Genomic DNA, 26,227 nt, shown 5'->3' with positions numbered 1-26,227 from the left:
ACTTATCCTTAATAACGAATTTTTGGATCGATGATGGCGTATAAAATATCCACAATCGCATTAAATAAAATGGTTAATGTCCCCACTAAAATGGTGAGGCTCAAAACTAAAGAGTAATCGCGGTTCAATGCGCCGTTTACAAATAATAATCCCATGCCAGGTAAACCAAATACGCTTTCGATGACCATTGAGCCGGTAATAATCCCTACGAAAGCAGGTCCTAAATAGGTTATCACGGGTAAAAGTGCGGGACGCAAAGCATGTTTTAAAATGATTCTCGACATGGAAAGTCCTTTAGCTTTGGCGGTTCGAATAAAGTTGGAATGTAACACTTCAATCATCGAACCACGCATGATACGCGCAATCCCTGCAACATAAGCGATAGTTAAGGAGGCTACAGGTAAGATCATGTATATGGCGGTACCGCCGTTCCAACCGCCAGCTGGCAGCCATCCTAGATAAATGGCGAAAATTAGCACTAAAATAGGTGCAAATACGAAGCTTGGCATAATGACCCCAAGCATCGAGAAACTCATCAAAATATAATCCCAACGGCTATTTTGATTGAGAGCGGCGAGCGTACCTGCTGTTACTCCTAGCACGACTGCAAAGGCGAAGGCCACCATGCCCAATTTTATGGAAACAGGGAAAGCTGACGCGATTAAATCATTGACTGATTGGTCTTTATATTTAAAAGAGGGACCAAAATCTCCTTTGGAAAGATTTTCTAAATAAAGGAAATATTGTTTATATAATGGTTCATTTAAATGATACTTCGCTTCGATATTAGCCATGACTTCTGGCGGATAAGCGCGTTCAGAAGTGAAGGGGCTGCCAGGGGCGAGACGCATCAAAAAGAAAGAAAAAGTAATCAAAATAAACAGCGTCGGCAAGGCTTCCAACAGCCGTTTAAAAATAAACTTGAGCATAACAACTCCAACCAAAATGGGCGAAAAGTGCGGTCAAAAAACACGACGATTTTTAACCGCACTTAAATACGAGCAACGAATTAATGTTTAATAATATAAAGGTTTCGTAAGTAGATGTGATCTTGCGGATCTTTGCCTGAATAACCTTTTACGTAAGGTTTCACTAAGCGTGGATTCACATAGTTAAAGATTGGTACGATACCGTAATCTTTTGCAAGAATTTCTTCGGCTTTCGCATAAGCTTTTGCACGACCTTCTGCATCAGTTGCTGCGTAAGATTCTGCCATCGCTTTATCATATTCTGGGTTCGCGTATTTCGCAGTATTGTTACTAGAATTAGATAAGAAATAGTTGCCGAATGTTGTTGCTTGGTTGTAATCCGCACTCCATCCTGCGCGTGCCACATCGTAACGACCTGCACGACGGCTATCAATGTAAGTTTTCCACTCTTGGTTTTCTAATTTCACATCAATCAAACCTTTGGTGTTCGCTTTCCACATAGATGCTGCAGCAATAGCCACTTTTTTGTGGTTTTCATTGGTATTATAAAGAATGCTGAATTTCAGCGGATTCGCTTTACTGTAACCAGCTTCTTCTAAGAGTTTAATGGCTTCTTCATTACGTTGTGCCATCGGTTCTTTTGAATAAGCAGGTTGTTGAATGAGATGACCTTCTTCGATGTAAGTTGGGGTAAACACATAGGTTGGTGTTTGACCTTGGCCCAATACTTTATCGGTGATCACATGACGATCAAGAGATAAGTTCAAGGCTTTACGAATATTCACGTTATCAAAAGGTGCTTTCTTATTGTTTAATTCATAAGAATAAGTTCCTAGGGTACGAGTAACGTATACTTCGCCTGGCAATTCTTTTTGTAATTTAGCGAATTGTTCTGGCGGTAAACCATAACTGGTCATGTCTAAATCGCCCGCACGATAACGCGCTACATCGGTACTTGGGTTTTCAATGGCGAGGAATGTCGCGCTATTGATTACGGTTTCTTTATCGTTCCAATAAAGTGGGTTACGTTCAAATTCGATTTTTTCGTTAATGATGTGGTTAGCCAGCTTATACGCACCGTTACCCACGTAGTTTTCTTTTTTCACCCATGCATCACCCAATTTTTCGACTACTTTTTGTGGTAATGGCAATAAGGATTGGTGAGTCGTTAAACTGACTGCATAAGGCACAGGATTGATTGCATGAACCACAAAGGTGTAATCATCTTTTGCTTCCACGCCTAATTCAGCCGGTTTTTTCTTACCGTCAATAATGTCTTGTGCATTTTCAACTTGTAAATAACTTAGGTAACTCGCGTAAGGTGCAGCAGTTGCAGGATCCACTAAACGACGCCACGCAAACACGAAATCATGTGCAGTAACAGGATCTCCGTTTGACCATTTAGCATCTTTACGTAAATGGAATGTCCAGGTTTTGAAGTCAGGTGTATTTTCCCAGCTTTCAGCCACACCCGGTTGAAGTTTACCTTCAGAGTCTGAGGTGACTAAGCCTTCAAGTAATTGATAAGCAACGTTGGATTCTGGCACACCTTCGGTTTTGTGTGGGTCAAAACTTTGTGGTTCAGCCCCATTATTGAACACGATATGCTGTTTTTCATCTAATTGTGTTCCTTCAGGCACTATAACTGCTTGCGCAGAATAGGAAAGAGCAAGAGCGATTGCAGAGAAGAGTAGTTTGTGTTGCATTTGAGCCTCCTTGTCATTAGGCGATATTTTTATAAAAAGTCTTCTACTTATTAGCTCAAAAATTCATTTTTGTAAAGATTTGTCAGGAAATTATTTGAAGAAAAATTGAGTTTTGTGAGTTGTGTCTAATAAATCGCTAAAAAAATTGCTAAAAGTAATGATATGAGAGGGGGGAATCTAGGATGTATTGATTTTTCCTATTGTAAATATTTTCCTACATAAATTACCCTTTTAATGCTAATTGTGCTATCGTAACCTGATTAGATTTAAACAAGTCCATTCAAGGAGAATACAATGACAACACAGTTAGATTCACTGCGTAATATGACCGTCGTCGTAGCTGATACTGGCGATATTGATGCAATCAAAAAATACCAACCACAAGATGCAACAACAAACCCATCATTAATTCTAAGCGCATCTGCACTTCCACAATATGCGCCATTAATTGATGAAGCGGTAGCTTATGCAAAAGCTCAAAGCAATGATAAAGCACAGCAACTTATTGATGCAGAAGATAAATTAGCGGTAAACATCGGCTTAGAAATTTTAAAAATTGTTCCAGGACGTATTTCTACTGAAGTGGATGCTCGCCTTTCTTACGATACCCAAGCAACGGTTGAAAAAGCGCGTAAATTAATCGTACTTTATAATGCAGCAGGCATCTCAAATGATCGTATTTTGATTAAAATCGCTTCGACATGGCAAGGTATCCGAGCTGCAGAAATCCTTGAAAAAGAAGGCATTAACTGTAACTTAACCTTATTATTCTCTGAAGCTCAAGCTCGTGCTTGTGCAGAAGCAGGCGTTTACTTAATTTCGCCATTTGTAGGTCGTATTTTAGACTGGTACAAAGCAAACTCCGACAAAAAAGAATATGCGCCAGCAGAAGATCCAGGCGTTATTTCGGTCACCAAAATTTACAATTACTACAAAGAATATGGCTACAACACCGTTGTGATGGGCGCAAGTTTCCGTAATGTAGGCGAAATTACTGAACTTGCAGGTTGCGATCGTTTAACCATTGCACCAGCATTACTGAAAGAATTACAAGAAAATTCAACCGCACTTGTACGCAAACTAGAATATAAAGGCGAAGTAAAAGCGAAACCACAACCATTAACAGAAGCTGAGTTCTACTGGCAACATAACAGCGATGCTATGGCTGTTGAAAAATTAGCAGAGGGTATTCGTAAATTTGCTATTGACCAAGAAAAATTGGAAACCATGCTTTCAGCAAAACTTTAATCTATAATTCAATATAAAAAATAACCGCACTTCAATCTGCTCTTGAATTAGTTAAAGAAAATATTTAACTAATTTGAGTGCAGATTTTTTATTTATTAAGATATAAAAGTGCGGTAAAAATTCGGTGTATTTTTGTTTATTTACTCCTAGCAGCGATAGATAATGGTTACAGAAATATTATTAAGTAATACATTTTCATAACAAAATAGATGAAATTTATTATAAAAATATTTTAATAAAGATAAATTATATTTCTAATTTATACTAAATTAGTAGTTAGAATTTTAACTTGCGATAATATCAGAGAAAAGTGGTAGTCTTCCCAATATTTTATACATTCTGGAATGATTACCATTTGATATATGATTATAAATTAGCTTAATAAATCACTTAATTTCTTAATTAAGATAATTTTTCTTTCCTCAAAGAATTGAGCAAAATTACCAATAGATAAGTTCACATCAGGTATAAAGATGGTTGTCGAGAAAAGAGGTTATATTAGATTTTGTATTTTTATTTACCCATTCTTCAAGAGAAGCATCTTTTTTCGATGTATTTTCATCAAGCCATTGTAAGTTATAAATAGAATTATAATTTTTATCAGCTTTTTGAGTTAATAGTAACTCCTTAATAAATTTATCATTGATAGATTAATTTACCATCCAGCTTGTGACTGCGATAAAAATTGCAAAGATGCAAAACCAAATTATGTGGAGTTTTGTGCTTTTACGATTGACTTCTTCATTATGTAAACGTCGAGCTTCTAATCTTTGTTTGTACATCTCTAGATCTTTTTGTTTGAAAGAGAAGCCGCAATTAGGGCAATTTTTTGCATTTTCACTAATCTTTTTTCTGCATTCAGGGCATCTTGTTAAGGACATATTTGCTTTTATACCTATTCAATTACTTATTTATTAGCATTTTAATGGATGTTTTAGATTTTACAAATGTGATACAAGTCACAAATCTTATAAAAATCTTTAAATTCAATTTTGATTTGACGTAATTTGAAATAGAATACAGCCGCTTGTTTAGGGCATATAAATACTTTTACTTTATTTTTTGAGGAGCCTTCCTATGTTATGGTTTTTCTTTTGTGTAGCCGTGTTGATTATCGGTTACTTTATTTATGGAAAAATTATCGAAAAAATTTTTGTGATTAATCCAAAACGTCAAACACCTGCTTACCAAGTAAATGATGGTGTGGACTATATGCCAATGTCTAAAACGAAAATTTGGCTAATTCAATTATTAAATATTGCGGGAACAGGTCCTATTTTTGGCCCTATTCTTGGTGCATTATATGGACCTGTTGCAATGCTTTGGATTGTTATTGGTTGTATTTTTGCTGGCGCAGTACACGATTATTTCTGTGGTATGTTAAGTATTCGTCACGGTGGCGCAACAATGCCATATTTGGCGGGTAAGTTTTTAGGCCGTCCCGTTAAAGTCTTTATCAATACATTAGCACTTGTGTTGCTTTTACTTGTCGGTGTTGTGTTTGTGGCAAGCCCAGCTCAATTGATGGGTACCATTACAATGGATGTATTTGGTGCTTCGCAAGGTGCGTTAGTGCTTGGTGATGCAGAGGCAGTTCATCATTCTGTTGAAGCTGGTGGGATTAAAGTATGGGGAATGGATAAAGCAACAGTGGTTGCTGTGTGGACAGCAATTATTTTTGCTTATTATATTCTTGCAACCTTACTTCCAGTTGATAAGATTATTGGTCGAATTTATCCACTCTTTGGTGCGTTATTACTCTTTATGTCAGTTGGTATGGTATACGGATTAGTTGTTTCACATTTTAGTGCAACAGATCCAATTGAGTTTTTCCGTACAATCAATGCTGATGGCGAGGGTTTAACTTGGGCGAAATTTACACAAAATTTCCAAGTGAAAGGTGATGTTCCAATTTGGCCACTTTTATTCTTAACTATCTCTTGTGGTGCATTATCAGGTTTCCACGCAACGCAGACTCCATTAATGGCGCGTTGTACAGAAAATGAAAGTGAAGGTCGCTTCATTTTCTACGGTGCAATGATTACTGAGGGGGTAATTGCATTAGTATGGTGTATGGTTGGTCTTGCATTCTATGAAAATCCACAAGCGTTACAAGATGCAATTTCAGCAGGTTCTCCATCTAAAGTTGTGTATGATAGTTCGTTACATTTCTTAGGTTTTATTGGTGGTATTTTTGCCATATTAGGCGTGATTGTTCTTCCTATTACTTCTGGCGATACGGCATTCCGTGCTGCGCGTTTACAGATAGCCGAAATTTTTAATGTTGATCAACGTTCATTACCTAAACGTTTATTAATTGCTGTGCCGTTGTTTGTATTAGGTTATTTTATTTCAACCATTGATTTCAGCGTATTATGGCGTTATTTCACTTGGGCAAACCAAATGACAGCAATGGTAATGTTATGGACTGCAGCGGGATATTTATATCGTTATCATAAATTCCACTGGGTTGCGTCTCTTCCTGCGTGGTTTATCACAACAGTATGTGCAACTTATTTGTTCTACAACAAAATTGGTTTCGGCTTAGATTATCAGCTTTCTGTGTATCTTGGTTTAGCAACAACCATCGTTTGTATCGTATTGTTCTTCACAATGCTTAAACCATTAGGTACGCGAGATGAAGAAGCTTATATAAATAATTAGTCAATAAAATTTGATGAAAAAAGCCGTTTGAATTGTTTATTCAAACGGCTTTTTTATTTTGATAAAAATCAGTTGCTTTAATGTGGAATTACTTGCAAGTTGAGCGAACAAATTATAAACTTGCTAGAAGTGGAGAAAAGTGGTGTTTTGTGGAGATTTTTAGAGATTTTCTAAAAATAAGTTCAATTTTTAAGGTGTAATATGTTTCGTGGTGCAACGGCGGTTAATTTAGATTCTAAGGGACGTGTAGCGATCCCAACTCGCTATCGCGCTGAAATTCTTGAAAAGAACCAAGGGCAAATGGTTTGTACTGTAGATATTCGCCAATCCTGTCTTTTACTTTATCCCCTTGATGAATGGGAAAAAATCGAACAAAAACTTCTCGCACTTTCTAACTTTGATCCTACCCAACGCCGTTTGCAGCGAGTAATGCTTGGTCATGCCACTGAATGTGAGATGGATGCTCAGGGTCGTATTTTGCTTAGTGGGCCATTACGCCAACACGCAAAATTAGAAAAAGGTTTAATGTTGGTAGGGCAACTTAATAAATTTGAAATTTGGAGCGATGTAGAATGGCATACTCAAATTGCAGAGGATATAGAAATTGGCTCCAGTGCAGATTTTGCTGCTGATGCGTTAAATGATTTCTCATTATAGAAAATAATGTAGTACTTTTATCTTAAATTTATGAATAGCGAAAATTCCTTTTCTTCATCTGAACATATTACAGTTTTACTTCACGAAGCCGTGAATGGCTTGGCATTGAAGGAGAATGGCATTTATATTGATGGTACTTTTGGGCGTGGGGGGCATTCTCGGTTTATCCTTTCTCAACTTTCTTCTAATGGTCGTTTGATAGCTGTAGATCGCGATCCTCGTGCTATTGCAGAAGCACACAAAATCCAAGACTCGCGTTTTCAGATTGAACATAACAGCTTTTCGCATATTCCTGAAATTTGTGACAAATTAAATTTAGTGGGCAAAATTGACGGTATTTTGCTTGATCTTGGTGTGTCTTCCCCTCAGCTTGATGAAGCAGAACGTGGTTTTAGTTTTATGAAAGATGGCCCGCTTGATATGCGTATGGATACAACTCAAGGTTTATCTGCTGAAGAATGGTTAAAACAAGTGTCCATTGAGGATTTAACTTGGGTGTTGAAAACTTTTGGCGAAGAGCGTTTCGCTAAACGTATTGCCACTGCTATTGTTGATTTCAATAAAAGTGCGGTAAAAAATGGCACAGAATTTTTATCACGTACCAGTCAATTGGCGGAACTTATTTCACAGGCAGTTCCTTTTAAAGATAAACATAAACATCCTGCGACGCGTAGTTTCCAAGCTATTCGTATTTTTATTAATTCGGAATTAGATGAATTAGAAAGTCTGCTTAATTCTGCGTTAGATATGTTAGCACCAGAAGGTCGTTTATCAATTATTAGTTTCCATTCTTTAGAAGATAGAATGGTGAAACATTTTATGAAAAAACAAAGTAAGGGCGAGGATATTCCCAAAGGTTTACCATTGCGAGAAGATCAAATTCAGCGTAATCAAAAATTAAGAATTATTGGTAAAGCCATTCAGCCAAGTGATGCAGAAATTCAAGCAAATCCTCGTTCAAGAAGTGCCATATTACGTGTGGCAGAGAGAATTTAGCGATGTCTGAAAATAATAAGCCTCGTTATCCGTTACAGCAGATTTTAGTCGAAGATTTATTTTCTTCAAATAAGTTAGTGGTGTTGCTGTTAATAGGGATTTTAGTTTCTGCAATGGGAACGATTTGGATAACCCATAAAACTCGCCAACTAATTTCTGAAAATGGAATGTTAATTTTACAGCGTCAAGCACTTGAGAATGAATACCGTAATTTACAAGTGCAGGAAGCTACGGAAGGGGATAGCACGCGTGTAGAATCTATTGCGATTAGTACATTAAAAATGAAAGTTGTTTCTTCAGAGCAAGAAGTTGAAATTAGAGAATAATAGGTAAAAAAATGGTGAAATTTAATTCCTCGCGTAAATCAGGTAAGTCAAAAAAAACAATTAGAAAATTGACCGCACCTGAAACTGTAAAGCAAAACAAGCCTCAAAAGGTGTTTGAAAAATGCTTTATGCGTGGACGTTATATGCTTTCTACGGTTCTTATTTTACTTGGTCTGTGTGCTTTAGTCGCACGAGCAGCTTATGTTCAATCTATTAATGCCGATACGTTATCAAATGAAGCGGATAAGCGTTCTTTGCGTAAAGATGAAGTATTATCGGTGCGTGGTTCTATTTTAGATCGTAATGGTCAGCTTTTATCTGTAAGCGTGCCGATGAGCGCGATTGTGGCAGATCCAAAAACGATGTTGAAGGAAAATTCGCTTGCGGATAAAGAACGAATTGCAGCTTTAGCCGAAGAATTAGGTATGACTGAAAATGATTTAGTGAAAAAAATTGAGAAAAATTCTAAATCTGGTTATTTGTATTTAGCACGTCAAGTTGAATTAAGTAAAGCTAACTATATTCGTAGATTAAAAATTAAGGGTATTATTTTAGAAACAGAGCATCGCCGTTTTTATCCTCGTGTAGAAGAAGCTGCACACGTGGTGGGTTATACGGATATTGATGGAAATGGTATTGAAGGCATTGAGAAAAGTTTTAATTCCCTGCTTGTTGGTAAAGACGGTTCACGTACTGTTCGTAAAGATAAACGTGGGAATATTGTTGAACATATCTCCGATGAGAAAAAATATGATGCACAAGATGTTACCTTAAGTATCGATGAAAAATTGCAATCTATGGTGTATCGTGAGATTAAAAAGGCGGTGTCTGAGAATAATGCGGAGTCTGGTACTGCGGTGTTAGTTGATGTTCGTACTGGGGAGGTGTTAGCTATGGCGACTGCGCCCTCTTATAATCCAAACAACCGTGTCGGCGTGAAATCAGAGTTAATGCGTAACCGTGCAATTACCGATACTTTTGAGCCAGGTTCTACGGTAAAACCTTTCGTTGTTTTAACCGCACTTCAACGAGGTGTCGTTAAACGAGATGAAATTATTGATACTACGTCCTTTAAATTAAGCGGTAAAGAAATTGTGGACGTAGCACCACGTGCTCAGCAAACTTTAGACGAGATTTTAATGAATTCTAGTAACCGTGGTGTAAGTCGTCTTGCACTACGTATGCCACCTAGTGCATTAATGGAAACTTATCAAAATGCAGGTTTAAGTAAACCGACAGATTTAGGCTTGATCGGAGAACAAGTTGGGATTTTGAATGCAAATCGTAAACGCTGGGCAGATATTGAGCGTGCAACAGTCGCTTATGGTTATGGTATTACTGCGACACCTTTACAAATTGCTCGTGCCTATGCAACCCTTGGTAGTTTCGGTGTTTATCGTCCGCTTTCTATCACTAAAGTTGATCCGCCAGTTATTGGGAAACGGGTTTTCTCTGAAAAAATAACTAAAGATATTGTGGGAATTTTAGAGAAAGTAGCAATTAAAAATAAACGCGCAATGGTGGAAGGCTACCGTGTCGGCGTAAAAACAGGTACGGCACGTAAGATTGAAAATGGACATTATGTAAATAAGTATGTGGCATTTACTGCGGGTATTGCACCAATTAGTGATCCTCGTTATGCATTAGTGGTTTTGATCAATGATCCAAAAGCAGGAGAATATTATGGTGGTGCGGTTTCTGCCCCTGTATTCTCTAACATTATGGGCTATGCGTTACGTGCAAATGCTATTCCGCAAGATGCTGAAGCAGCTGAAAACACAACAACGAAAAGTGCAAAACGTATTGTTTATATTGGCGAACACAAGAATCAAAAAGTGAATTAAGGAAAAATTATGAAAAAACTCACCGCACTTTTTAATTTGCCTGAATTAAAGAATGATATAGAACTCCATAATATGGTGTTAGATAGCCGTAAGGTTAAAGCTGGCGATCTTTTTGTGGCGATAAAAGGTCATCAGGTGGATGGAAATCAATTTATTGATTCTGCTCTTCATTCTGGTGCGAGTGCGGTGGTTTCTGAGACAGAATTATCTAGCGAGCATTTAACTGTAGAGTTTATTGGGAATGTTCCCGTAGTGAAATATCATCAACTTTCACGTCATCTTTCGTCCTTAGCTGATGTTTTTTATGATTCGCCCTCTAAAAATTTAACCCTTGTTGGTGTTACAGGAACAAATGGCAAAACCACTATTTCTCAATTATTAGCGCAATGGGTGGAATTATTGGGGCATCGTGCGGCTGTGATGGGAACCATTGGTAATGGACTTTTTGGGCAAATTGTAGAAGCTAAAAATACGACAGGTTCAGCAGTAGAAATTGAGTCATCTCTTTCAACTTTCAAACACGCAGGTGCAGATTTTACCTCTATTGAAGTTTCATCACACGGTTTGGCGCAGCATCGTGTAGAAGCCTTGCATTTTAAAGCAGCAATTTTCACAAATTTAACCCGTGATCATCTAGATTATCATCAATCTATGGAAAATTATGCTGCGGCGAAGAAACGCTTGTTCACTGAATTAGATACCCAAATTAAAGTGATTAATGCTGATGATGAAATTGGATACCAATGGCTAACTGAACTACCTGATGCTATTGCCGTAAGTATGAATGCGGATTTTAAAGTAGGTTCACACCAATGGATGAAAGCAATAAATATCCATTATCATTTTAAAGGTGCAGATATTACTTTTGAATCTAGCTGGGGTAATGGTGTTTTGCATAGCCCATTAATTGGTGCTTTTAATGTAAGTAATTTATTATTAGTAATGACCACGTTGTTATCGTTTGGTTATCCATTGGAAAATTTACTCGCTACGGCGAAATCTTTAAAAGGAGTATGTGGAAGAATGGAAATGATTCAATATCCAAATAAACCAACCGTTATTGTAGATTATGCGCATACACCAGATGCGTTGGAAAAAGCGTTGATTGCTGCGCGTGAACATTGCCAAGGCGAATTATGGTGCATCTTTGGTTGTGGCGGAGACCGTGATAGAGGCAAACGTCCGTTAATGGCACAGGTTGCAGAGCAGTTTGCTGAAAAGATTATTGTGACAAAAGATAATCCACGAACAGAACCACAAAGCCAAATTGAAGCAGATATTGTCGCTGGCTTTAAAAATATGGAAAAAGTGGGGATTATTCCTGATCGCGCACAGGCAATCCAGTTTGCGATTGAAAGTGCGGTTGAAAATGATGTGATTTTAATTGCTGGAAAGGGTCACGAGCATTATCAAATTATTGGTTCGGAAGTTGTGCATTTTTCCGACCAAGAAATTGCACTTGATTTCTTAAAATAATAATCACTCAATTATGATTAAACTCTCTACTGTACAACTTGCACAGATTCTTCAAGCTAAATTAATTGGCGATGAAAATGTGCAAGTTGAAGAAATTAATACAGATACTCGAAAAAGCGTATCAAATAGCTTATTTTTTGCTTTAAAAGGCGAAAAATTTGATGCTCATCAATATCTTGATCAAGCGGTGTCACAGGGTGCGCTTGCGCTTGTTGTTCAGCAAGAAAATTCATCCATTTCTGTTCCACAATTGGTGGTTAAGGATACCCGTATTGCCTTGGGTGAACTTGCAAAATGGTTACGTGAGAAAATTAATCCACGTACTGTGGCGATGACCGGCTCTTCTGGTAAAACCACGGTAAAAGAAATGACGGCAAGTATTTTGCAACATACCGCAGCAGATTCAGAAGCGGTACTTTTTACCAATGGTAACTTCAATAACGATATAGGTGTGCCTTTAACTCTACTTCGCTTAACAGAAAAACATCGTTTTGCTGTGATTGAACTTGGTGCAAATCATCAAAATGAAATCAATTACACCACAAAATTAGTTCAACCTAATGCCGCATTGATTAATAATATTGCGCCCGCACATTTAGAGGGGTTTGGTTCTTTAGTGGGAGTTGTTCAAGCAAAAGGCGAGATTTATCGAGGTTTAACAAAAAATGGTGTGGCGATTATCAATGCTGAACATAATCACTTAGATATTTGGCAAAAAGAAATCAGCAATCACGCCATTCAATATTTCAACGGCAAGGATTATTCCGTCAAAAATGTTCAAGGTAACGAACAAGGTTCAACCTTTACGTTAGTTTCTCCGCAAGGCGAAATTGATATTAGTTTGCCTTATCTTGGAGAGCATAATGTAAAAAATGCTTTAGCTGCTACCGCACTAGCGATGAATGTTGGTGCTACGCTTGCCGATGTCAAAGCTGGATTAGAACAACGTTCACAAGTGAAAGGGCGTTTATTTCCTATTCAAGTAACGCCTAATTTATTGTTATTAGATGATACTTATAACGCAAATAAAGATTCTCTCTGTTCGGCTATTGATGTCCTAAAAAATTATGATGCTTTCCGTATTCTATGTGTCGCAGATATGAAAGAATTGGGCGAAAATTCTCTCGCTATTCATCGTGAAGTTGGACAATATATTAATTTGGTAAATTTAGATTTAGTGTGTTCTTATGGCAATGAAAGTGCGGTTATTTCTGAGGCTGTTTTGGGCAAGCATTTTACGGATAAAACTGAAATGGTGGATTTCTTAGTTCCACTTATTGAAAACCAATTACAACAAAATAAAAAAGTTGTGGTGCTAGGAAAAGGCTCACGCTCAATGAAAATGGAAGATGTGATCTATTCATTAAAGGATAAAATTAAATGTTAGTCTGGCTTGCTGAATATCTTGTTCGTTACGAAACCGCCTTTAATGCGATTTCTTATATTACCGTCCGTGCAATTCTTGCATTATTAACCGCACTTTTTATCTCACTTTGGATTGGCCCTAAAGTAATCAAACGCTTGCAGATCTTAAAATTTGGCCAAGAAGTGCGAAATGATGGCCCTGAAAGTCACTTTGCAAAAAAAGGCACACCCACTATGGGCGGTGTGATGATTTTATTCTCTATTGGCGTAAGTACGTTATTATGGGCAAATCTTGCTAATCCGTATATTTGGGTTTGTTTATTTGTTTTATTTGGATACGGTGCAATTGGTTTTGTGGATGATTTCCGCAAGATTACCCGTAAAAATACTGATGGATTGATTGCTCGTTGGAAATATTTCTGGATGTCTGTGGTGGCATTAGTGGCAATCCTTTGGCTTTATTGGCTTGGTCACGACACTGATGCCACCCGTTTAGTGATTCCATTCTTTAAAGACATTATGCCTCAATTAGGTTTGTTCTATATTGTGTTATCTTACTTTGTGATTGTTGGCACGGGTAATGCAGTGAATTTAACCGACGGTTTAGATGGATTAGCGATTATGCCTACTGCGCTTGTTGCAGGTGCGTTTGCTTTAATTGCTTGGGCTACAGGTAACGTGAATTTCGCTGAATATTTGCACATTCCGTATATTAAATACAGTTCTGAAGTAGTGGTGTTCTGTACAGCTATTGTTGGCGCAAGTTTGGGATTCTTATGGTTTAATACTTATCCAGCTCAAGTATTTATGGGGGACGTGGGTTCTCTAGCATTAGGTGGCGCGCTGGGTGTCGTAGCAATTCTTGTTCGTCAGGAATTTTTGCTTGTGATAATGGGTGGCGTATTTGTTGTTGAAGCGCTCTCTGTTATTTTGCAAGTAGGGTCTTATAAGTTACGCAAACAACGCATTTTTAGAATGGCACCGATTCATCATCATTTTGAATTGAAAGGATGGCCAGAACCAAGAGTGATTATTCGGTTTTGGATTATTTCCTTAATGTTAGTGTTGATGGGATTAGTAACCTTGAAGTTGCGTTAATAAATGTTGTGAGGTTCGCTCTTTCAGTTTTTGAAAGAGCGAGCTTTTTACGTTATAAATTGATATTCCCATCAGCAAAATTTAAAACTTATAGTAATTAAGAAGAAATAAAATGAATGCCTATCAAAACAAAAATATTACGATCATTGGGCTTGGCAAAACAGGTCTTTCTTGTGTGGATTATCTCTTATCCCAACAGGCTAATATTCGTGTGATTGATACTCGAAAAAATCCTACTGGTATTGATAAACTTCCTCAAAATATCCCTCTTCATACTGGTAGTTTAAATCAGGAATGGTTACTTGAAAGCGATATGATTGTTATTAGCCCAGGGCTTGCGGTAAAAACACCAGAAATTCAAACCGCACTTAAAGCGGGAGTGGAAGTAATCGGCGATATTGAATTATTCTGCCGCGCAGCGACAAAGCCAATTGTGGGGATTACAGGCTCAAATGGTAAAAGTACTGTGACGACTTTAGTTTATGAAATGGCGAAAGCTGCTGGCGTGAAAGTTGGTATGGGCGGAAATATTGGGATTCCCGCTTTGTCATTGTTGAATGAAGATTGTGAACTTTATGTATTAGAGCTTTCTAGTTTTCAGCTTGAGACAACTTATAGCTTAAAAGCTGCGGCTGCGACTATCTTGAACGTGACTGAAGATCATATGGATCGCTATATGGATTTAGAAGATTATCGCCAAGCAAAATTACGCATTTATCATAATGCTAAAGTAGGTGTGTTGAACAATGAAGATAGGCTGACTTTTGGGGAAAACGAAAATCAAGCGAAACATACCGTTTCTTTTGCGGAAAATAGTGCGGATTATTGGCTAAAAACTGAAAATGGCAAGCAATATTTAATGGTAAAAGATGAAGTGATTTTACCTTGTGAAGAAGCTACATTGGTTGGTCGCCATAATTATATGAACATTTTGGCAGCAACAGCATTGGCACAAGCTATAGGTATTAATTTAGATTCAATTCGTGCCGCACTTCGCCATTTTAAAGGGTTAGATCATCGTTTTCAATTAGCGCATCAAGCTAATGGCATTCGTTGGATTAATGACTCTAAAGCAACAAATGTGGGGAGTACAGTTGCTGCATTGGCTGGGCTTTATATTGAGGGTAAATTGCATTTGTTGCTAGGCGGAGACGGAAAAGGGGCTAATTTTTCAGAATTAGCTGAATTAATTAATCAACCACACATTATTTGTTATTGTTTTGGTCGAGATGGTGCGCTGCTTGCAAAATTTTCATCACAAAGCTATTTGTTTGAAACAATGGAACAAGCGATAGAATTTTTACGCCCAACATTGCAAAGCGGAGATATGGTATTATTGTCGCCTGCTTGTGCAAGTCTCGATCAGTTTGCTTCTTTTGAAAAGCGCGGCGAAGAATTTACGCATTTAGCTCAATATTCAGTCTAATTTAGTCATTAATAAAAATAAGATGGAATTTTTACAGAACATCAAAAAAAATTACGATGAATGGACACGCATCACACCGCAAGGTTTGTTGTATGATCGTGCACTATTTTGGTTATTTGTTATTTTGCTTTTAATTGGTTTAGTGGCAGTAACATCTGCTTCTATTCCTTATAGCTCTCGTTTATTTAATGATCCTTTTTACTTTGCAAAACGCGACGCTATTTATGTGCTACTTTCTTTGCTCACTTGTTATATTTCATTACAAATTTCTTCTTCGCAATGGGAAAAATGGCACGCTAAAATTTTTTTATTTTCTGTCATATTATTATTGCTTGTCCCTTTTATCGGTACATCGGTTAATGGCGCAAAACGTTGGATTTCATTGGGGATCTTAAACTTTCAACCTGCAGAATTTGCAAAATTGGCTTTGACTTGTTTTTTAGCAAGTTATTTCACTCGTCGTTATGATGAAGTGCGGTCGCGACATGTTAGTATTTTTAAACCGTTTATTGTTATGCTTGTATTGGGTTGTTTTCTTTTATTGCAACCTGATTTAGGTAGTACAGTCGTGCTATTTATTATTATGTCTGGGATGCTTTTTATCGTAGGGGCGAAAATTTTACAGTTTGTAGGATTGATAGCATTAGGTGGAATCTTATTCGTTTGGCTAGTATTGACCGCCTCTTATCGGTTAAAGCGATTTATAGGTTTTTTAGAACCCTTTAAAGATCCTTATGGCACTGGTTTCCAATTAACAAACTCTCTTATAGCATTTGGGCGGGGAGAAATTACTGGCGAAGGATTAGGTAATTCAATTCAAAAATTAGATTATCTGCCTGAAGCACATACCGATTTCATTATGGCGATTATCGGCGAAGAATTTGGATTTATCGGTATATTGATTGTTATTCTTTTATTAGGTTTATTAATTTTTCGTGCAATGAAAATTGGACGAGAATCCTTAATGTTAGAACAACGTTTTCGAGGTTTTTTTGCATTAGGTATTGGTTTTTGGATTTTCTTTCAAGGCTTTGTGAATTTAGGTATGGCTCTTGGAATACTACCAACTAAAGGTTTAACCTTTCCACTCGTGAGTTATGGTGGTTCGAGTATTATCATTATGTCCGCCACTATTGGTATTTTATTGCGAATTGATCACGAAAATCGTTTATTTCGTATAGGTCAAGCACGCTTGCGTGATGATTAGAGATAGAAAAGATGAAAAATAAAAAATTATTAGTGATGGCGGGTGGCACTGGCGGTCATGTTTTTCCTGCCATTGCAGTTGCTCAAACTTTACAAAAACAAGAATGGGATATTTGCTGGTTAGGTACGAAAGATAGAATGGAGGCTCAACTTGTACCAAAATATGGTATTCCTATTCGATTTATTCAAATTTCTGGCTTGCGTGGTAAAGGTATAAAAGCTTTGTTAAATGCGCCTTTTGCCATTTTTCGTGCCGTGTTGCAGGCAAAAAAAATTATTCAAGAAGAAAAGCCTGACGCTGTACTTGGTATGGGAGGCTATGTTTCTGGCCCCGCTGGCGTTGCGGCAAAACTTTGTGGTGTACCAATCATTTTACATGAACAAAATGCGATAGCGGGTTTAACGAATAAATTATTAGGTAAAATTGCAACCTGTGTATTGCAGGCATTTCCAACTGCTTTTCCTCATGCTGAAGTAGTAGGAAACCCAGTTCGAGAAGATTTATTTGAGGTGCCAAATCCTGATATTCGTTTCTCGGATCGTGAGGAAAAATTACGTGTCTTAGTGGTTGGTGGTAGTCAAGGAGCGAGAGTGCTTAATCATACTTTACCTAAAGTAGTAGCCCAGCTTGCAGATAAATTAGAGCTTCGTCATCAAGTAGGTAAAGGTGCGGTAGAAGAAGTCAGCCAACTTTATGGCGAGAATTTAGAACAAGTTAAAATAACAGAATTTATTGATAATATGGCAGAGGCTTATGCTTGGGCTGATGTGGTGATTTGCCGTTCTGGCGCATTAACCGTATGTGAAATTGCAGCAGTGGGAGCCGCAGCAATTTTTGTACCCTTCCAACATAAAGATCGCCAACAATATTTAAATGCGAAATATTTATCAGATGTTGGCGCGGCGAAAATTATAGAACAGGCAGATTTAACGCCTGAAATTCTAGTGAATTCTTTAAAAAATTTCACTCGTGAAAATTTATTGCAGATGGCATTGAAAGCGAAAACAATGTCGATGCCTAATGCGGCACAACGTGTAGCTGAAGTAATTAAACAATATTCAAACTAGGGGTTGTGGCGTTTTATAAATAGCCTCAGTCATAAGTATTTTTATATCCAAAAGTGCTAATATTAGAAATAAAAACGTTGCGAATTTTGACCGCACTTTTAGTTGAGTTTTGTCATTGGGAGAAAAGGAAAAATAAATGAAACATTCCCACGAAGAAATTAGAAAAATTATCCCTGAAATGCGCCGTGTACAGCAAATTCATTTCATTGGCATTGGTGGTGCGGGAATGAGCGGCATTGCAGAAATTTTATTAAATGAAGGTTATCAAATTTCAGGTTCAGATATTGCCGATGGCGTAGTCACTCAACGTTTAGCTCAAGCTGGGGCAAAAATCTACATTGGTCATGCAGAAGAACATATTGAAGGTGCCAGTGTTGTTGTTGTGTCTAGTGCGATAAAAGATGATAACCCTGAATTAGTTGCATCGAAACAAAAACGCATTCCAGTGATTCAACGCGCACAAATGTTGGCGGAGATTATGCGTTTTCGTCACGGTATTGCTGTTGCAGGAACACACGGGAAAACGACAACAACAGCAATGATTTCAATGATTTACACCCAAGCTAAACTTGATCCGACTTTTGTAAATGGCGGTTTAGTGAAATCGGCGGGTAAGAATGCACATTTAGGGGCAAGTCGTTATTTAATTGCCGAAGCCGATGAAAGTGATGCGTCGTTTTTGCATTTACAGCCAATGGTATCTGTTGTAACTAATATGGAGCCAGACCATATGGATACTTACGAAGGCGATTTTGAAAAAATGAAAGCCACTTATGTGAAATTCCTGCATAATTTACCATTCTATGGTTTAGCCGTGATGTGCGCTGATGATCCTGTTTTAATGGAACTTGTGCCAAAAGTTGGTCGCCAAGTGATTACATATGGTTTTAGTGAACAGGCAGATTATCGCATTGAAGATTATGAACAAACAGGTTTTCAAGGTCATTACACAGTGTTTTGCCCAAATAATGAACGTATTAATGTACTGTTAAATGTGCCAGGAAAACATAATGCGTTAAATGCAACGGCTGCACTTGCTGTAGCAAAAGAAGAGGGTATTGCTAACGAGGCAATTTTAGAAGCTCTGGCTGATTTCCAAGGTGCAGGTCGTCGCTTTGATCAGTTAGGTGAGTTTATTCGTCCAAATGGTAAAGTACGTTTAGTTGATGATTATGGTCATCATCCAACAGAAGTAGGCGTAACCATTAAAGCGGCGCGAGAAGGCTGGGGAGATAAACGAATTGTGATGATTTTCCAACCGCATCGTTATTCTCGTACTCGTGATTTATTTGATGATTTTGTACAAGTGCTTTCGCAAGTGGACGCATTAATTATGCTTGATGTGTACGCAGCGGGAGAAGCACCAATTGTTGGAGCTGATAGTAAATCACTTTGTCGTTCAATTAGAAATTTAGGAAAAATCGATCCAATCTTGGTTTCTGACACATCACAATTAGGCGACGTTCTTGATCAAATTATTCAAGATGGCGATTTAATTTTGGCACAAGGTGCGGGCAGTGTAAGTAAAATTTCTCGTGGCTTGGCTGAATGTTGGAAGAATTAATGCCAGATGGATTGATTGAAAATCTTAGCATTAGAAAAATATCATCATAAGAAGAAAAACAGGATAAAAAATGAACTTAAAACAAGAAAAAATTGCGGTGTTATTGGGCGGCACATCTGCTGAACGTGAAGTTTCCCTCAATTCAGGTAACGCAGTATTAGAGGCTTTATTAAAGCAAGGTTATGATGCTCATCCTATTGATCCTAAAGAATATAATGTTGCTAACCTTAAAAAGGATGGTTTTCATCGAGTGTTTAATATTTTGCACGGTCGTGGTGGAGAAGATGGCACAATGCAAGGTTTATTAGAGCAAATTGGTTTACCTTACACTGGTTGTGGCGTGATGGCTTCAGCATTGACCATGGACAAAATGCGTACAAAAATGTTGTGGAAAGCTTTTGGTTTACCTGTTGCAGATATGGAAGTGGTTACCCGAGAAACTTTTTCTGAATTAGATCCTCAGTCTGTTGTGGAAAAATTAGGTTTACCATTAATGGTTAAACCCTCTTTAGAAGGCTCTAGCGTCGGCTTAACGAAAGTAAAAGCGGTAGAAGAGTTAAAAAGTGCGGTGGAATATGCGCTTAAATTTGATAATACCATTCTAATTGAAGAGTGGTTAGCTGGCGATGAATTAACTGTGCCTGTGCTTGACAATCAAGTATTACCCGCAATTCGTATTGTTCCAGAGGGCGAATTTTATGATTATGAAGCGAAGTATATTTCTGATAATACGCAATATTTATGCCCAGCAGGTTTAACGCCTGAACGTGAGCAAGCGTTAGCAATATTAGTAAAACGTGCTTATGATGCAGTGGGATGTCGAGGTTGGAGTCGTATTGATGTAATGTGTGATGCAAAAGGCAATTTCCGTTTGGTTGAGGTTAATACTAATCCAGGAATGACTAGCCATAGTTTATTCCCAAAATCTGCAGCGACAGTAGGTATTTCTTTTGAACAGCTTGTTGTGAAAATCTTGGAGCTAAGTGTGTAATGAACATTCTGAAAAGAAAAACGCCACAGAATATTCGTTTTGGAGAACAAAAGCCTAAATATTATTTTCATATTCGGGCTTTTGCGGTGTTGCTTGGCGTCTTTTTTTTACTTGGTGTTTATTTTAATTGGCAAAGCATTTTAGAAAAAATGGATGATAAGCCGATTAGCGCATTTGCACTTGTTGGACAAAATACCTTTACTACCGATAATGATATTAAAGAAAGCCTATTAAAAATGGGCGAATTAAAAGGATTTTGGGGGCAAGATGTGGCACCGATTCAAGCTCAAATTGAGGCTTTACCTTGGGTTAAAGGTGCAATAGTAAGAAAAATGTGGCCAAATCGTTTAAGTATTTGGGTGTCGGAATATCAACCCGTTGCGTTTTGGAATCAAAATCAATTTGTTACCCTTGATGGTATCGTTTTTCAGCTTCCCTCTGTACGTTTAACAGCAAAAAATTTGCCCTATTTGGGCGGGCCCGATTATCAGAGTTTGAAGGTAATTGAGACGTGGAATCAAATTTATGTCAATTTAAAATCAAATAATATAATGGCAAAGGGAGTCAATATTGATGATCGCGGTGCGTGGCAGGTCCAGCTTGATAACGATATTGTGCTAAAATTAGGTCGTGGCGATTGGAAATCAAAACTTGAGCGATTTGTCACAATTTATCCGCAAATTGATGTGCCAGAAAACAAAAAAATAGATTATATAGATTTAAGATATACGGCAGGTGCCGCTGTAGGTATGGTTGATAGATAAAAATAACTGGGTGTAAAAATGGTTAAAGGTGTGGAAGCAAAAACAATAGTAGGTTTAGAGGTTGGCACCTCAAAAGTGGTCGCTGTAGTTGGCGAAGTATTTCCTGATGGTGTAGTGAATGTGCTTGGTGTAGGCAGTTGTCCTTCAAAAGGGATTGATCGTGGCAGTATCACTGATCTTGATGCTGTGGTAGGTTCGATTCAACGTGCTATTGAAGCGGCAGAATCTATGGCTGATTGTCAGATTATGAGTGTGACTTTAGCCATTACTGGAGAGCATATTCAAAGCCTTAATGAAAGTGGTTTTGTGCCGATAGCAGAAAGTGAAGTAACCCAAGAAGAAATCGATTCGGCACTTCATACAGCAAGTTCAATAAAATTACCAGAAGGCTTATCTTTATTGCATGTTATTCCACAAGAATACGCTGTTGATCGTCAGATGAACATTAAAAATCCATTAGGATTACAAGGCGTGCGTTTAAAAGCACAAGTACATTTGATCGCTTGTCATCAAGATTGGCAAAATAACTTAAAAAAAGCCGTTGAACGTTGTGGTTTACAAGTAGATAAAGTCGTTTTTTCTGGTTTCGCAGCGACACATTCTGTGCTAACTGAGGATGAAAAAGATCTCGGTGTGTGTCTAATTGATTTTGGTGCAGGCACAATGAACGTGATGGTTTACACGAATGGTGCATTACGTTTTAGCAAGGTAATTCCTTACGCTGGTAATATTGTGACGAATGATATTGCGCACGCTTGTACAATTTCGCGATCAGAAGCAGAACGCATTAAAGTGAACTATGCGAGTGCATTTTACCCAGCTCGCTTGCACGGAGATAAAAAAATTGAGGTAGCAAGTATTGGCGGTCGTGCGCCTCGTTCATTAACAAAAAGTGATTTATCTTTAATTACATCGGCTCGTTATACGGAGCTTTTAGGTGTGGTAAAAGATGAATTAGATAAGTTAAAAGCTGAATTAGAAGCAAAACATATTAAATTTGAATTAATTGCAGGTGTGGTTATGACTGGTGGTGGAGCACAGATTGAAGATCTTAAAGAATGCGCTTCAAATGTTTTCCATTGCCAAGTACGTATAGCAAGCCCATTAAATATTACTGGTTTGACTGATTATGTGAATCGTCCACAATATTCAACGGTGGTGGGATTATTGCAATATAATCACAGTAATAGTGACGATGATTTAATTTCAGGAAGTGATGATTCTGAAGGAACTTTCTTTGAATCTATTTGGCAAGGAGTAAAAAAAATTGTCAATAAAGTGCGGTCAGAATTTTGATTATTTTAATTTTTCATCTACAATAAAGGGAATTTATATTTTATATATTTAGTCAGCTTATCTGGCAGTAACGGAGAATATCAATGCTATACCCAGAGTACCCTGAGTACGACAATTTTAACGAATCCGGCGCACTGATCAAAGTCGTAGGTGTAGGCGGTGGCGGTGGTAATGCCGTAAACCATATGGTAATGAATATGGTAAAACAAGAAATGGGCGGAACCTTTGTTGGCGAAAATTCATTAACATCAGAAGAACACGGTCGTATAGTATTTTATGCCGTCAATACTGATGCTCAAGCATTGCGTAAAAGCCAAGTTCAACAGACTGTACAAATCGGTGGAGAAACAACTAAAGGTTTAGGTGCTGGGGCAAATCCGAATATTGGTCGTAAAGCAGCTGAAGATGATCAGGATGAAATCCGCAAAATGCTTGAAGGCGCAGATATGGTCTTTATTGCAGCAGGTATGGGCGGCGGCACAGGTACGGGTGCGGCGCCTGTTGTTGCTAAAATTGCTAAAGAACTGGGTATTTTAACTGTTGCAGTAGTGACTAAACCTTTTGCTTTTGAAGGCAAAAAACGTATGCAATTTGCAGAGCTTGGTATTAAAGATTTATCCCAATATGTTGATTCAATGATTATTATTCCGAATCAACAAATTCAAAAAGTTCTCTCTAAAAATGCTAAATTAATAGAGGCTTTTGCTGCTGCAAACGATGTGTTACGTAATTCGGTTATGGGTATTTCGGATATGATTACATCGCCTGGCTTAATCAATGTGGACTTTGCCGATGTAAGAACGGTAATGTCCGTTCAAGGGCAAGCAATGATAGGTTTTGGTTCAGCGGTGGGAGAACCTGGTGCGGGTAGAGCAGAAGAGGCGGCTCGCCTTGCGGTACGTAACGATCTTCTAGAAAAAATAGATCTTTCTAATGCTCAAGGTATTTTAGTTAATATTACTGCTGGAATGGATTTAGTTTTTGATGAATTTAACATTATAGGTGAGACAATAGGTAGCTTTGCTTCTGAAGAGGCGACAGTTGTTGTTGGTACGAGTTTAGTGCCTGAGATGAGCGATGAAATTCGTGTAACTATTGTGGCAACTGGTCTAGGGGAAATTGCAGGAAATGAGCCAATTCAAGTTGTTCGTCAAGGGCTTTCTACGCAGAATATTGAAGGCGAAGGGCGTGTAAACATTGTTCCTGAACTTCATCGTCGTGAATCTGTTGAAGTGTCAAGGTCTGCATCAGAAGAATATCAACGACCGTTAGATAAACCGATTACAGATCGCTTGGAAGCATTTAAGAAAAATAATTTTTTTAATCCTGCACAGCGTAAAGAAAATTAATAAGTTTCAGAAAATACCTAGTAAATGAAGGTAGTAGAATGATTAAACAAAGAACATTAAAACAAAGTATTAAAGTAACAGGCGTTGGCTTACATAGCGGTAATAAAGTGACATTAACCTTACGCCCAGCTATGCCAAACACAGGTGTTGTTTATTATCGTACAGATTTAAACCCAGCAGTGGCATTCCCTGCCGATCCTAATTCAGTGCGTGATACAATGCTCTGTACCGCACTAATTAATGATCAAGGTGTTCGCATTTCTACCGTTGAGCATTTAAATGCAGCTTTGGCAGGGCTTGGTATTGATAATATCATTATTGAAGTTGATGCCCCTGAAATTCCTATTATGGATGGCAGTGCTAGTCCATTCATCTATTTGTTGTTAGATGCGGGAATTGAAGAACAAAATGCAGCGAAAAAATTTATTCGCATTAAAGAATATGTACGAGTTGAAGATGGCGATAAATGGGCTGAATTTAAACCTTATAATGGTTTCCGTTTAGATTTCACTATTGATTTTGACCATCCTGCTATTGGCAAAGATGTACGTAACTATGAAATGAATTTTTCCGCCCAAGCATTTGTTCATCAAATTAGCCGAGCAAGAACTTTTGGCTTTATGAAAGATATTGAATATCTTCAATCTCAAGGTTTAGCATTAGGTGGTAGCCTTGATAATGCGATTGTTCTTGATGATTATAGAATTTTAAATGAAGATGGCTTACGCTTTAAAGATGAACTTGTTCGTCATAAAATGTTAGACGCAATTGGCGATCTTTATATGGCTGGTTATAACATTATTGGCGATTTTAAAGCTTATAAGTCTGGTCACGGTTTAAATAATAAGTTACTCCGTGCTGTTTTAGCAAATCAAGAAGCGTGGGAATTTGTAACCTTTGAAGATAAAGAGCAAGTGCCACAAGGGTATATTTCCCCAGCACAAGTGCTTATTTAATTGTTTTATTGTTGAAAAAGCTATATTTCTGGTGGGAAGTATAGCTTTTTTATTTCATCTCGTGCTTAAATGGCGAATGTACTAAAAGTGCGGTCAATTTCGTGGGATTTTTTATAAGGAAGCATTATGGCATTAGAATTATCTGACATTCGCCAACAAATTACGCAAATAGATCGTAGTTTATTAAAATTACTTTCTGAGCGTCATCGTTTAGCTTTCGATGTAGTGAGAAGTAAAGAGATCTCGCAGAAGGCTTTACGTGATGTCGCGCGTGAGCAGCAACTTTTACAAGAACTAGTGCAATTTGCTGAAAATGAAAATTATCAGCTTGAAGCACAATACATTACTTCAATTTTCCAAAAAATTATTGAAGACTCGGTATTGACCCAGCAAGTCTACTTGCAGAATAAACTTAATGAACAACGTAATCAAAATTTACATATTGCTTTTTTAGGTAAACGTGGTTCTTATTCTAATTTAGCTGCACGTAATTATGCTGCTCGTTATCAAAAACAATTTGTAGAACTAGGATGTCAGTCTTTTGAGCAAGTATTTGAAAAAGTGCAAAGTGGAGAAGCTGATTTTGGTGTATTGCCTTTAGAAAATACAACATCGGGTGCAATTAATGAAGTTTATGATTTACTTCAGCATACTGATTTATCATTAGTGGGGGAGTTGGCGTATCCAATCAAACATTGCGTGCTTGTCAATGATAAAACAGATTTGAGTCAAATTGATACGTTGTATAGCCACCCTCAAGTGATTCAACAATGTAGCCAATTTATTCATAGCCTTGATCGCATGCATATTGAATATTGCGAAAGTAGTTCACACGCAATGCAATTAGTCGCAAGTTTGAATAAACCTAATATTGCAGCATTGGGCAATGAAGACGGTGGAAAATTGTATGGACTTAGTGTATTAAAAACTAATATTGCTAATCAAGAGAACAATATTACGCGTTTTATTGTGGTGGCTAAAGATCCTCGCGAAGTTTCATCACAGATTCCCACAAAGACCTTATTATTAATGACAACTTCACAGCAAGCTGGTGCGTTAGTGGATGCTTTATTCGTGTTTAAAAAGCATCAAATAAATATGACAAAACTGGAATCTCGACCGATTTATGGTAAGCCTTGGGAAGAAATGTTTTATCTAGAAATTGAAGCAAATATTCATCATCCAGATACAAAACAGGCTTTGGAAGAATTAAAAGGTTATAGCAATTACTTAAAGATTTTAGGTTGTTATCCTAGTGAGATTGTAAAGCCTGTGAGTGTATAAAAAAGTGCGGTCAA

22 protein-coding genes are annotated in these 26,227 nt (G+C 37.6%); 19 read left to right on the top strand and 3 right to left on the bottom strand.

Going from position 1 to position 26,227, the window contains the following annotated elements; translation table 11 throughout:
• Positions 1–8: 8 nt before the first annotated feature.
• Together oppB and K6J66_RS08990 are read right to left on the bottom strand one after the other, a co-directional pair.
• Complete coding sequence (gene oppB, locus K6J66_RS08995; RefSeq protein WP_005661284.1) at positions 9–929, bottom strand: oligopeptide ABC transporter permease OppB; 921 nt, start codon at positions 927–929, stop codon at positions 9–11.
• An 80-nt stretch (positions 930–1,009) separates the two neighbouring features.
• Positions 1,010–2,635, bottom strand: a complete 1,626-nt coding sequence (locus tag K6J66_RS08990; protein ID WP_038440032.1) for an ABC transporter substrate-binding protein — start codon at positions 2,633–2,635, stop codon at positions 1,010–1,012.
• A 294-nt stretch (positions 2,636–2,929) separates the two neighbouring features.
• Here K6J66_RS08990 and tal point away from each other — a divergent pair, with 294 nt between their 5' ends.
• Entirely contained in the window at positions 2,930–3,883 is a 954-nt protein-coding gene (gene tal / locus K6J66_RS08985; RefSeq protein WP_038440031.1) for a transaldolase, read from the top strand.
• Positions 3,884–4,533: 650 nt separating this feature from the next.
• On the opposite strand, the gene K6J66_RS08980 is transcribed toward tal, so the two are convergent.
• Positions 4,534–4,764 carry a zinc ribbon domain-containing protein gene (locus K6J66_RS08980; protein ID WP_061723865.1) on the bottom strand — a complete coding sequence of 77 codons (231 nt, stop codon included), beginning with the start codon at positions 4,762–4,764 and terminating at the stop codon, positions 4,534–4,536.
• Positions 4,765–4,960: 196 nt separating this feature from the next.
• Between K6J66_RS08980 and K6J66_RS08975 the strand changes: the two genes are divergently transcribed.
• The 18 genes from K6J66_RS08975 to K6J66_RS08890 all read left to right on the top strand — a co-directional run bounded on the left by K6J66_RS08975 (position 4,961) and on the right by K6J66_RS08890 (position 26,213).
• A complete protein-coding gene (locus tag K6J66_RS08975) occupies positions 4,961–6,547 on the top strand; it encodes a carbon starvation CstA family protein (protein WP_038440030.1) in 1,587 nt (528 codons plus the stop codon).
• Positions 6,548–6,748: 201 nt separating this feature from the next.
• Positions 6,749–7,204, top strand: a complete 456-nt coding sequence (gene mraZ / locus K6J66_RS08970) for a division/cell wall cluster transcriptional repressor MraZ (protein WP_005661293.1) — start codon at positions 6,749–6,751, stop codon at positions 7,202–7,204.
• Between the two features lie 30 nt (positions 7,205–7,234).
• Entirely contained in the window at positions 7,235–8,200 is a 966-nt protein-coding gene (gene rsmH, locus K6J66_RS08965; RefSeq protein WP_006996539.1) for a 16S rRNA (cytosine(1402)-N(4))-methyltransferase RsmH, read from the top strand.
• A 2-nt stretch (positions 8,201–8,202) separates the two neighbouring features.
• Complete coding sequence (gene ftsL, locus K6J66_RS08960; protein WP_005647600.1) at positions 8,203–8,526, top strand: cell division protein FtsL; 324 nt, start codon at positions 8,203–8,205, stop codon at positions 8,524–8,526.
• An 11-nt stretch (positions 8,527–8,537) separates the two neighbouring features.
• On the top strand, positions 8,538–10,370 hold the full coding sequence (locus K6J66_RS08955; RefSeq protein WP_005647598.1) for a penicillin-binding transpeptidase domain-containing protein: 1,833 nt from the start codon (positions 8,538–8,540) through the stop codon (positions 10,368–10,370).
• A 9-nt stretch (positions 10,371–10,379) separates the two neighbouring features.
• The gene (gene murE, locus K6J66_RS08950) at positions 10,380–11,846 is read left to right on the top strand and encodes a UDP-N-acetylmuramoyl-L-alanyl-D-glutamate--2,6-diaminopimelate ligase (RefSeq protein WP_110442526.1); all 1,467 of its coding nucleotides are present in this window, start codon (positions 10,380–10,382) and stop codon (positions 11,844–11,846) included.
• 13 nt (positions 11,847–11,859) lie between these two features.
• A complete protein-coding gene (gene murF / locus K6J66_RS08945) occupies positions 11,860–13,233 on the top strand; it encodes a UDP-N-acetylmuramoyl-tripeptide--D-alanyl-D-alanine ligase (protein ID WP_038440027.1) in 1,374 nt (457 codons plus the stop codon).
• Positions 13,227–14,309 carry a phospho-N-acetylmuramoyl-pentapeptide-transferase gene (gene mraY, locus K6J66_RS08940; RefSeq protein WP_005651824.1) on the top strand — a complete coding sequence of 361 codons (1,083 nt, stop codon included), beginning with the start codon at positions 13,227–13,229 and terminating at the stop codon, positions 14,307–14,309. Before murF ends, mraY begins: the two co-directional genes overlap by 7 nt.
• Before the next feature lie 112 nt (positions 14,310–14,421).
• Complete coding sequence (gene murD / locus K6J66_RS08935) at positions 14,422–15,735, top strand: UDP-N-acetylmuramoyl-L-alanine--D-glutamate ligase (RefSeq protein ID WP_038440026.1); 1,314 nt, start codon at positions 14,422–14,424, stop codon at positions 15,733–15,735.
• A 22-nt stretch (positions 15,736–15,757) separates the two neighbouring features.
• On the top strand, positions 15,758–16,942 hold the full coding sequence (gene ftsW / locus K6J66_RS08930) for a putative lipid II flippase FtsW (RefSeq protein WP_005651826.1): 1,185 nt from the start codon (positions 15,758–15,760) through the stop codon (positions 16,940–16,942).
• A gap of 11 nt (positions 16,943–16,953) precedes the next feature.
• The gene (gene murG / locus K6J66_RS08925) at positions 16,954–18,009 is read left to right on the top strand and encodes an undecaprenyldiphospho-muramoylpentapeptide beta-N-acetylglucosaminyltransferase (RefSeq protein ID WP_038440024.1); all 1,056 of its coding nucleotides are present in this window, start codon (positions 16,954–16,956) and stop codon (positions 18,007–18,009) included.
• A gap of 136 nt (positions 18,010–18,145) precedes the next feature.
• On the top strand, positions 18,146–19,573 hold the full coding sequence (gene murC, locus K6J66_RS08920) for a UDP-N-acetylmuramate--L-alanine ligase (protein WP_038440023.1): 1,428 nt from the start codon (positions 18,146–18,148) through the stop codon (positions 19,571–19,573).
• A 70-nt stretch (positions 19,574–19,643) separates the two neighbouring features.
• Positions 19,644–20,564, top strand: coding sequence for a D-alanine--D-alanine ligase (locus tag K6J66_RS08915; protein WP_038440022.1), 921 nt, complete (start codon positions 19,644–19,646; stop codon positions 20,562–20,564).
• Positions 20,564–21,328: a cell division protein FtsQ/DivIB gene (locus tag K6J66_RS08910; protein ID WP_038440021.1), complete on the top strand. Its 765-nt coding sequence runs from the start codon at positions 20,564–20,566 to the stop codon at positions 21,326–21,328. The genes K6J66_RS08915 and K6J66_RS08910 overlap by 1 nt, the downstream gene beginning before the upstream one ends.
• 18 nt (positions 21,329–21,346) lie before the next feature.
• Positions 21,347–22,624, top strand: a complete 1,278-nt coding sequence (gene ftsA / locus K6J66_RS08905) for a cell division protein FtsA (RefSeq protein WP_038440020.1) — start codon at positions 21,347–21,349, stop codon at positions 22,622–22,624.
• A gap of 83 nt (positions 22,625–22,707) precedes the next feature.
• Positions 22,708–23,973 carry a cell division protein FtsZ gene (gene ftsZ, locus K6J66_RS08900; RefSeq protein WP_038440019.1) on the top strand — a complete coding sequence of 422 codons (1,266 nt, stop codon included), beginning with the start codon at positions 22,708–22,710 and terminating at the stop codon, positions 23,971–23,973.
• Positions 23,974–24,011: 38 nt separating this feature from the next.
• On the top strand, positions 24,012–24,929 hold the full coding sequence (lpxC, locus tag K6J66_RS08895) for a UDP-3-O-acyl-N-acetylglucosamine deacetylase (RefSeq protein WP_038440018.1): 918 nt from the start codon (positions 24,012–24,014) through the stop codon (positions 24,927–24,929).
• A gap of 126 nt (positions 24,930–25,055) precedes the next feature.
• Positions 25,056–26,213, top strand: a complete 1,158-nt coding sequence (locus K6J66_RS08890) for a chorismate mutase (RefSeq protein WP_110442525.1) — start codon at positions 25,056–25,058, stop codon at positions 26,211–26,213.
• Positions 26,214–26,227 lie beyond the last annotated feature (14 nt).

This window comes from Haemophilus influenzae (assembly GCF_019703545.1).
In the GTDB taxonomy this organism is placed as follows: Bacteria; Pseudomonadota; Gammaproteobacteria; order Enterobacterales; family Pasteurellaceae; genus Haemophilus; species Haemophilus influenzae_E.
Note: the sequence above shows the minus strand (reverse complement) of the source record. Positions and strands in the feature narration are given on the sequence as shown.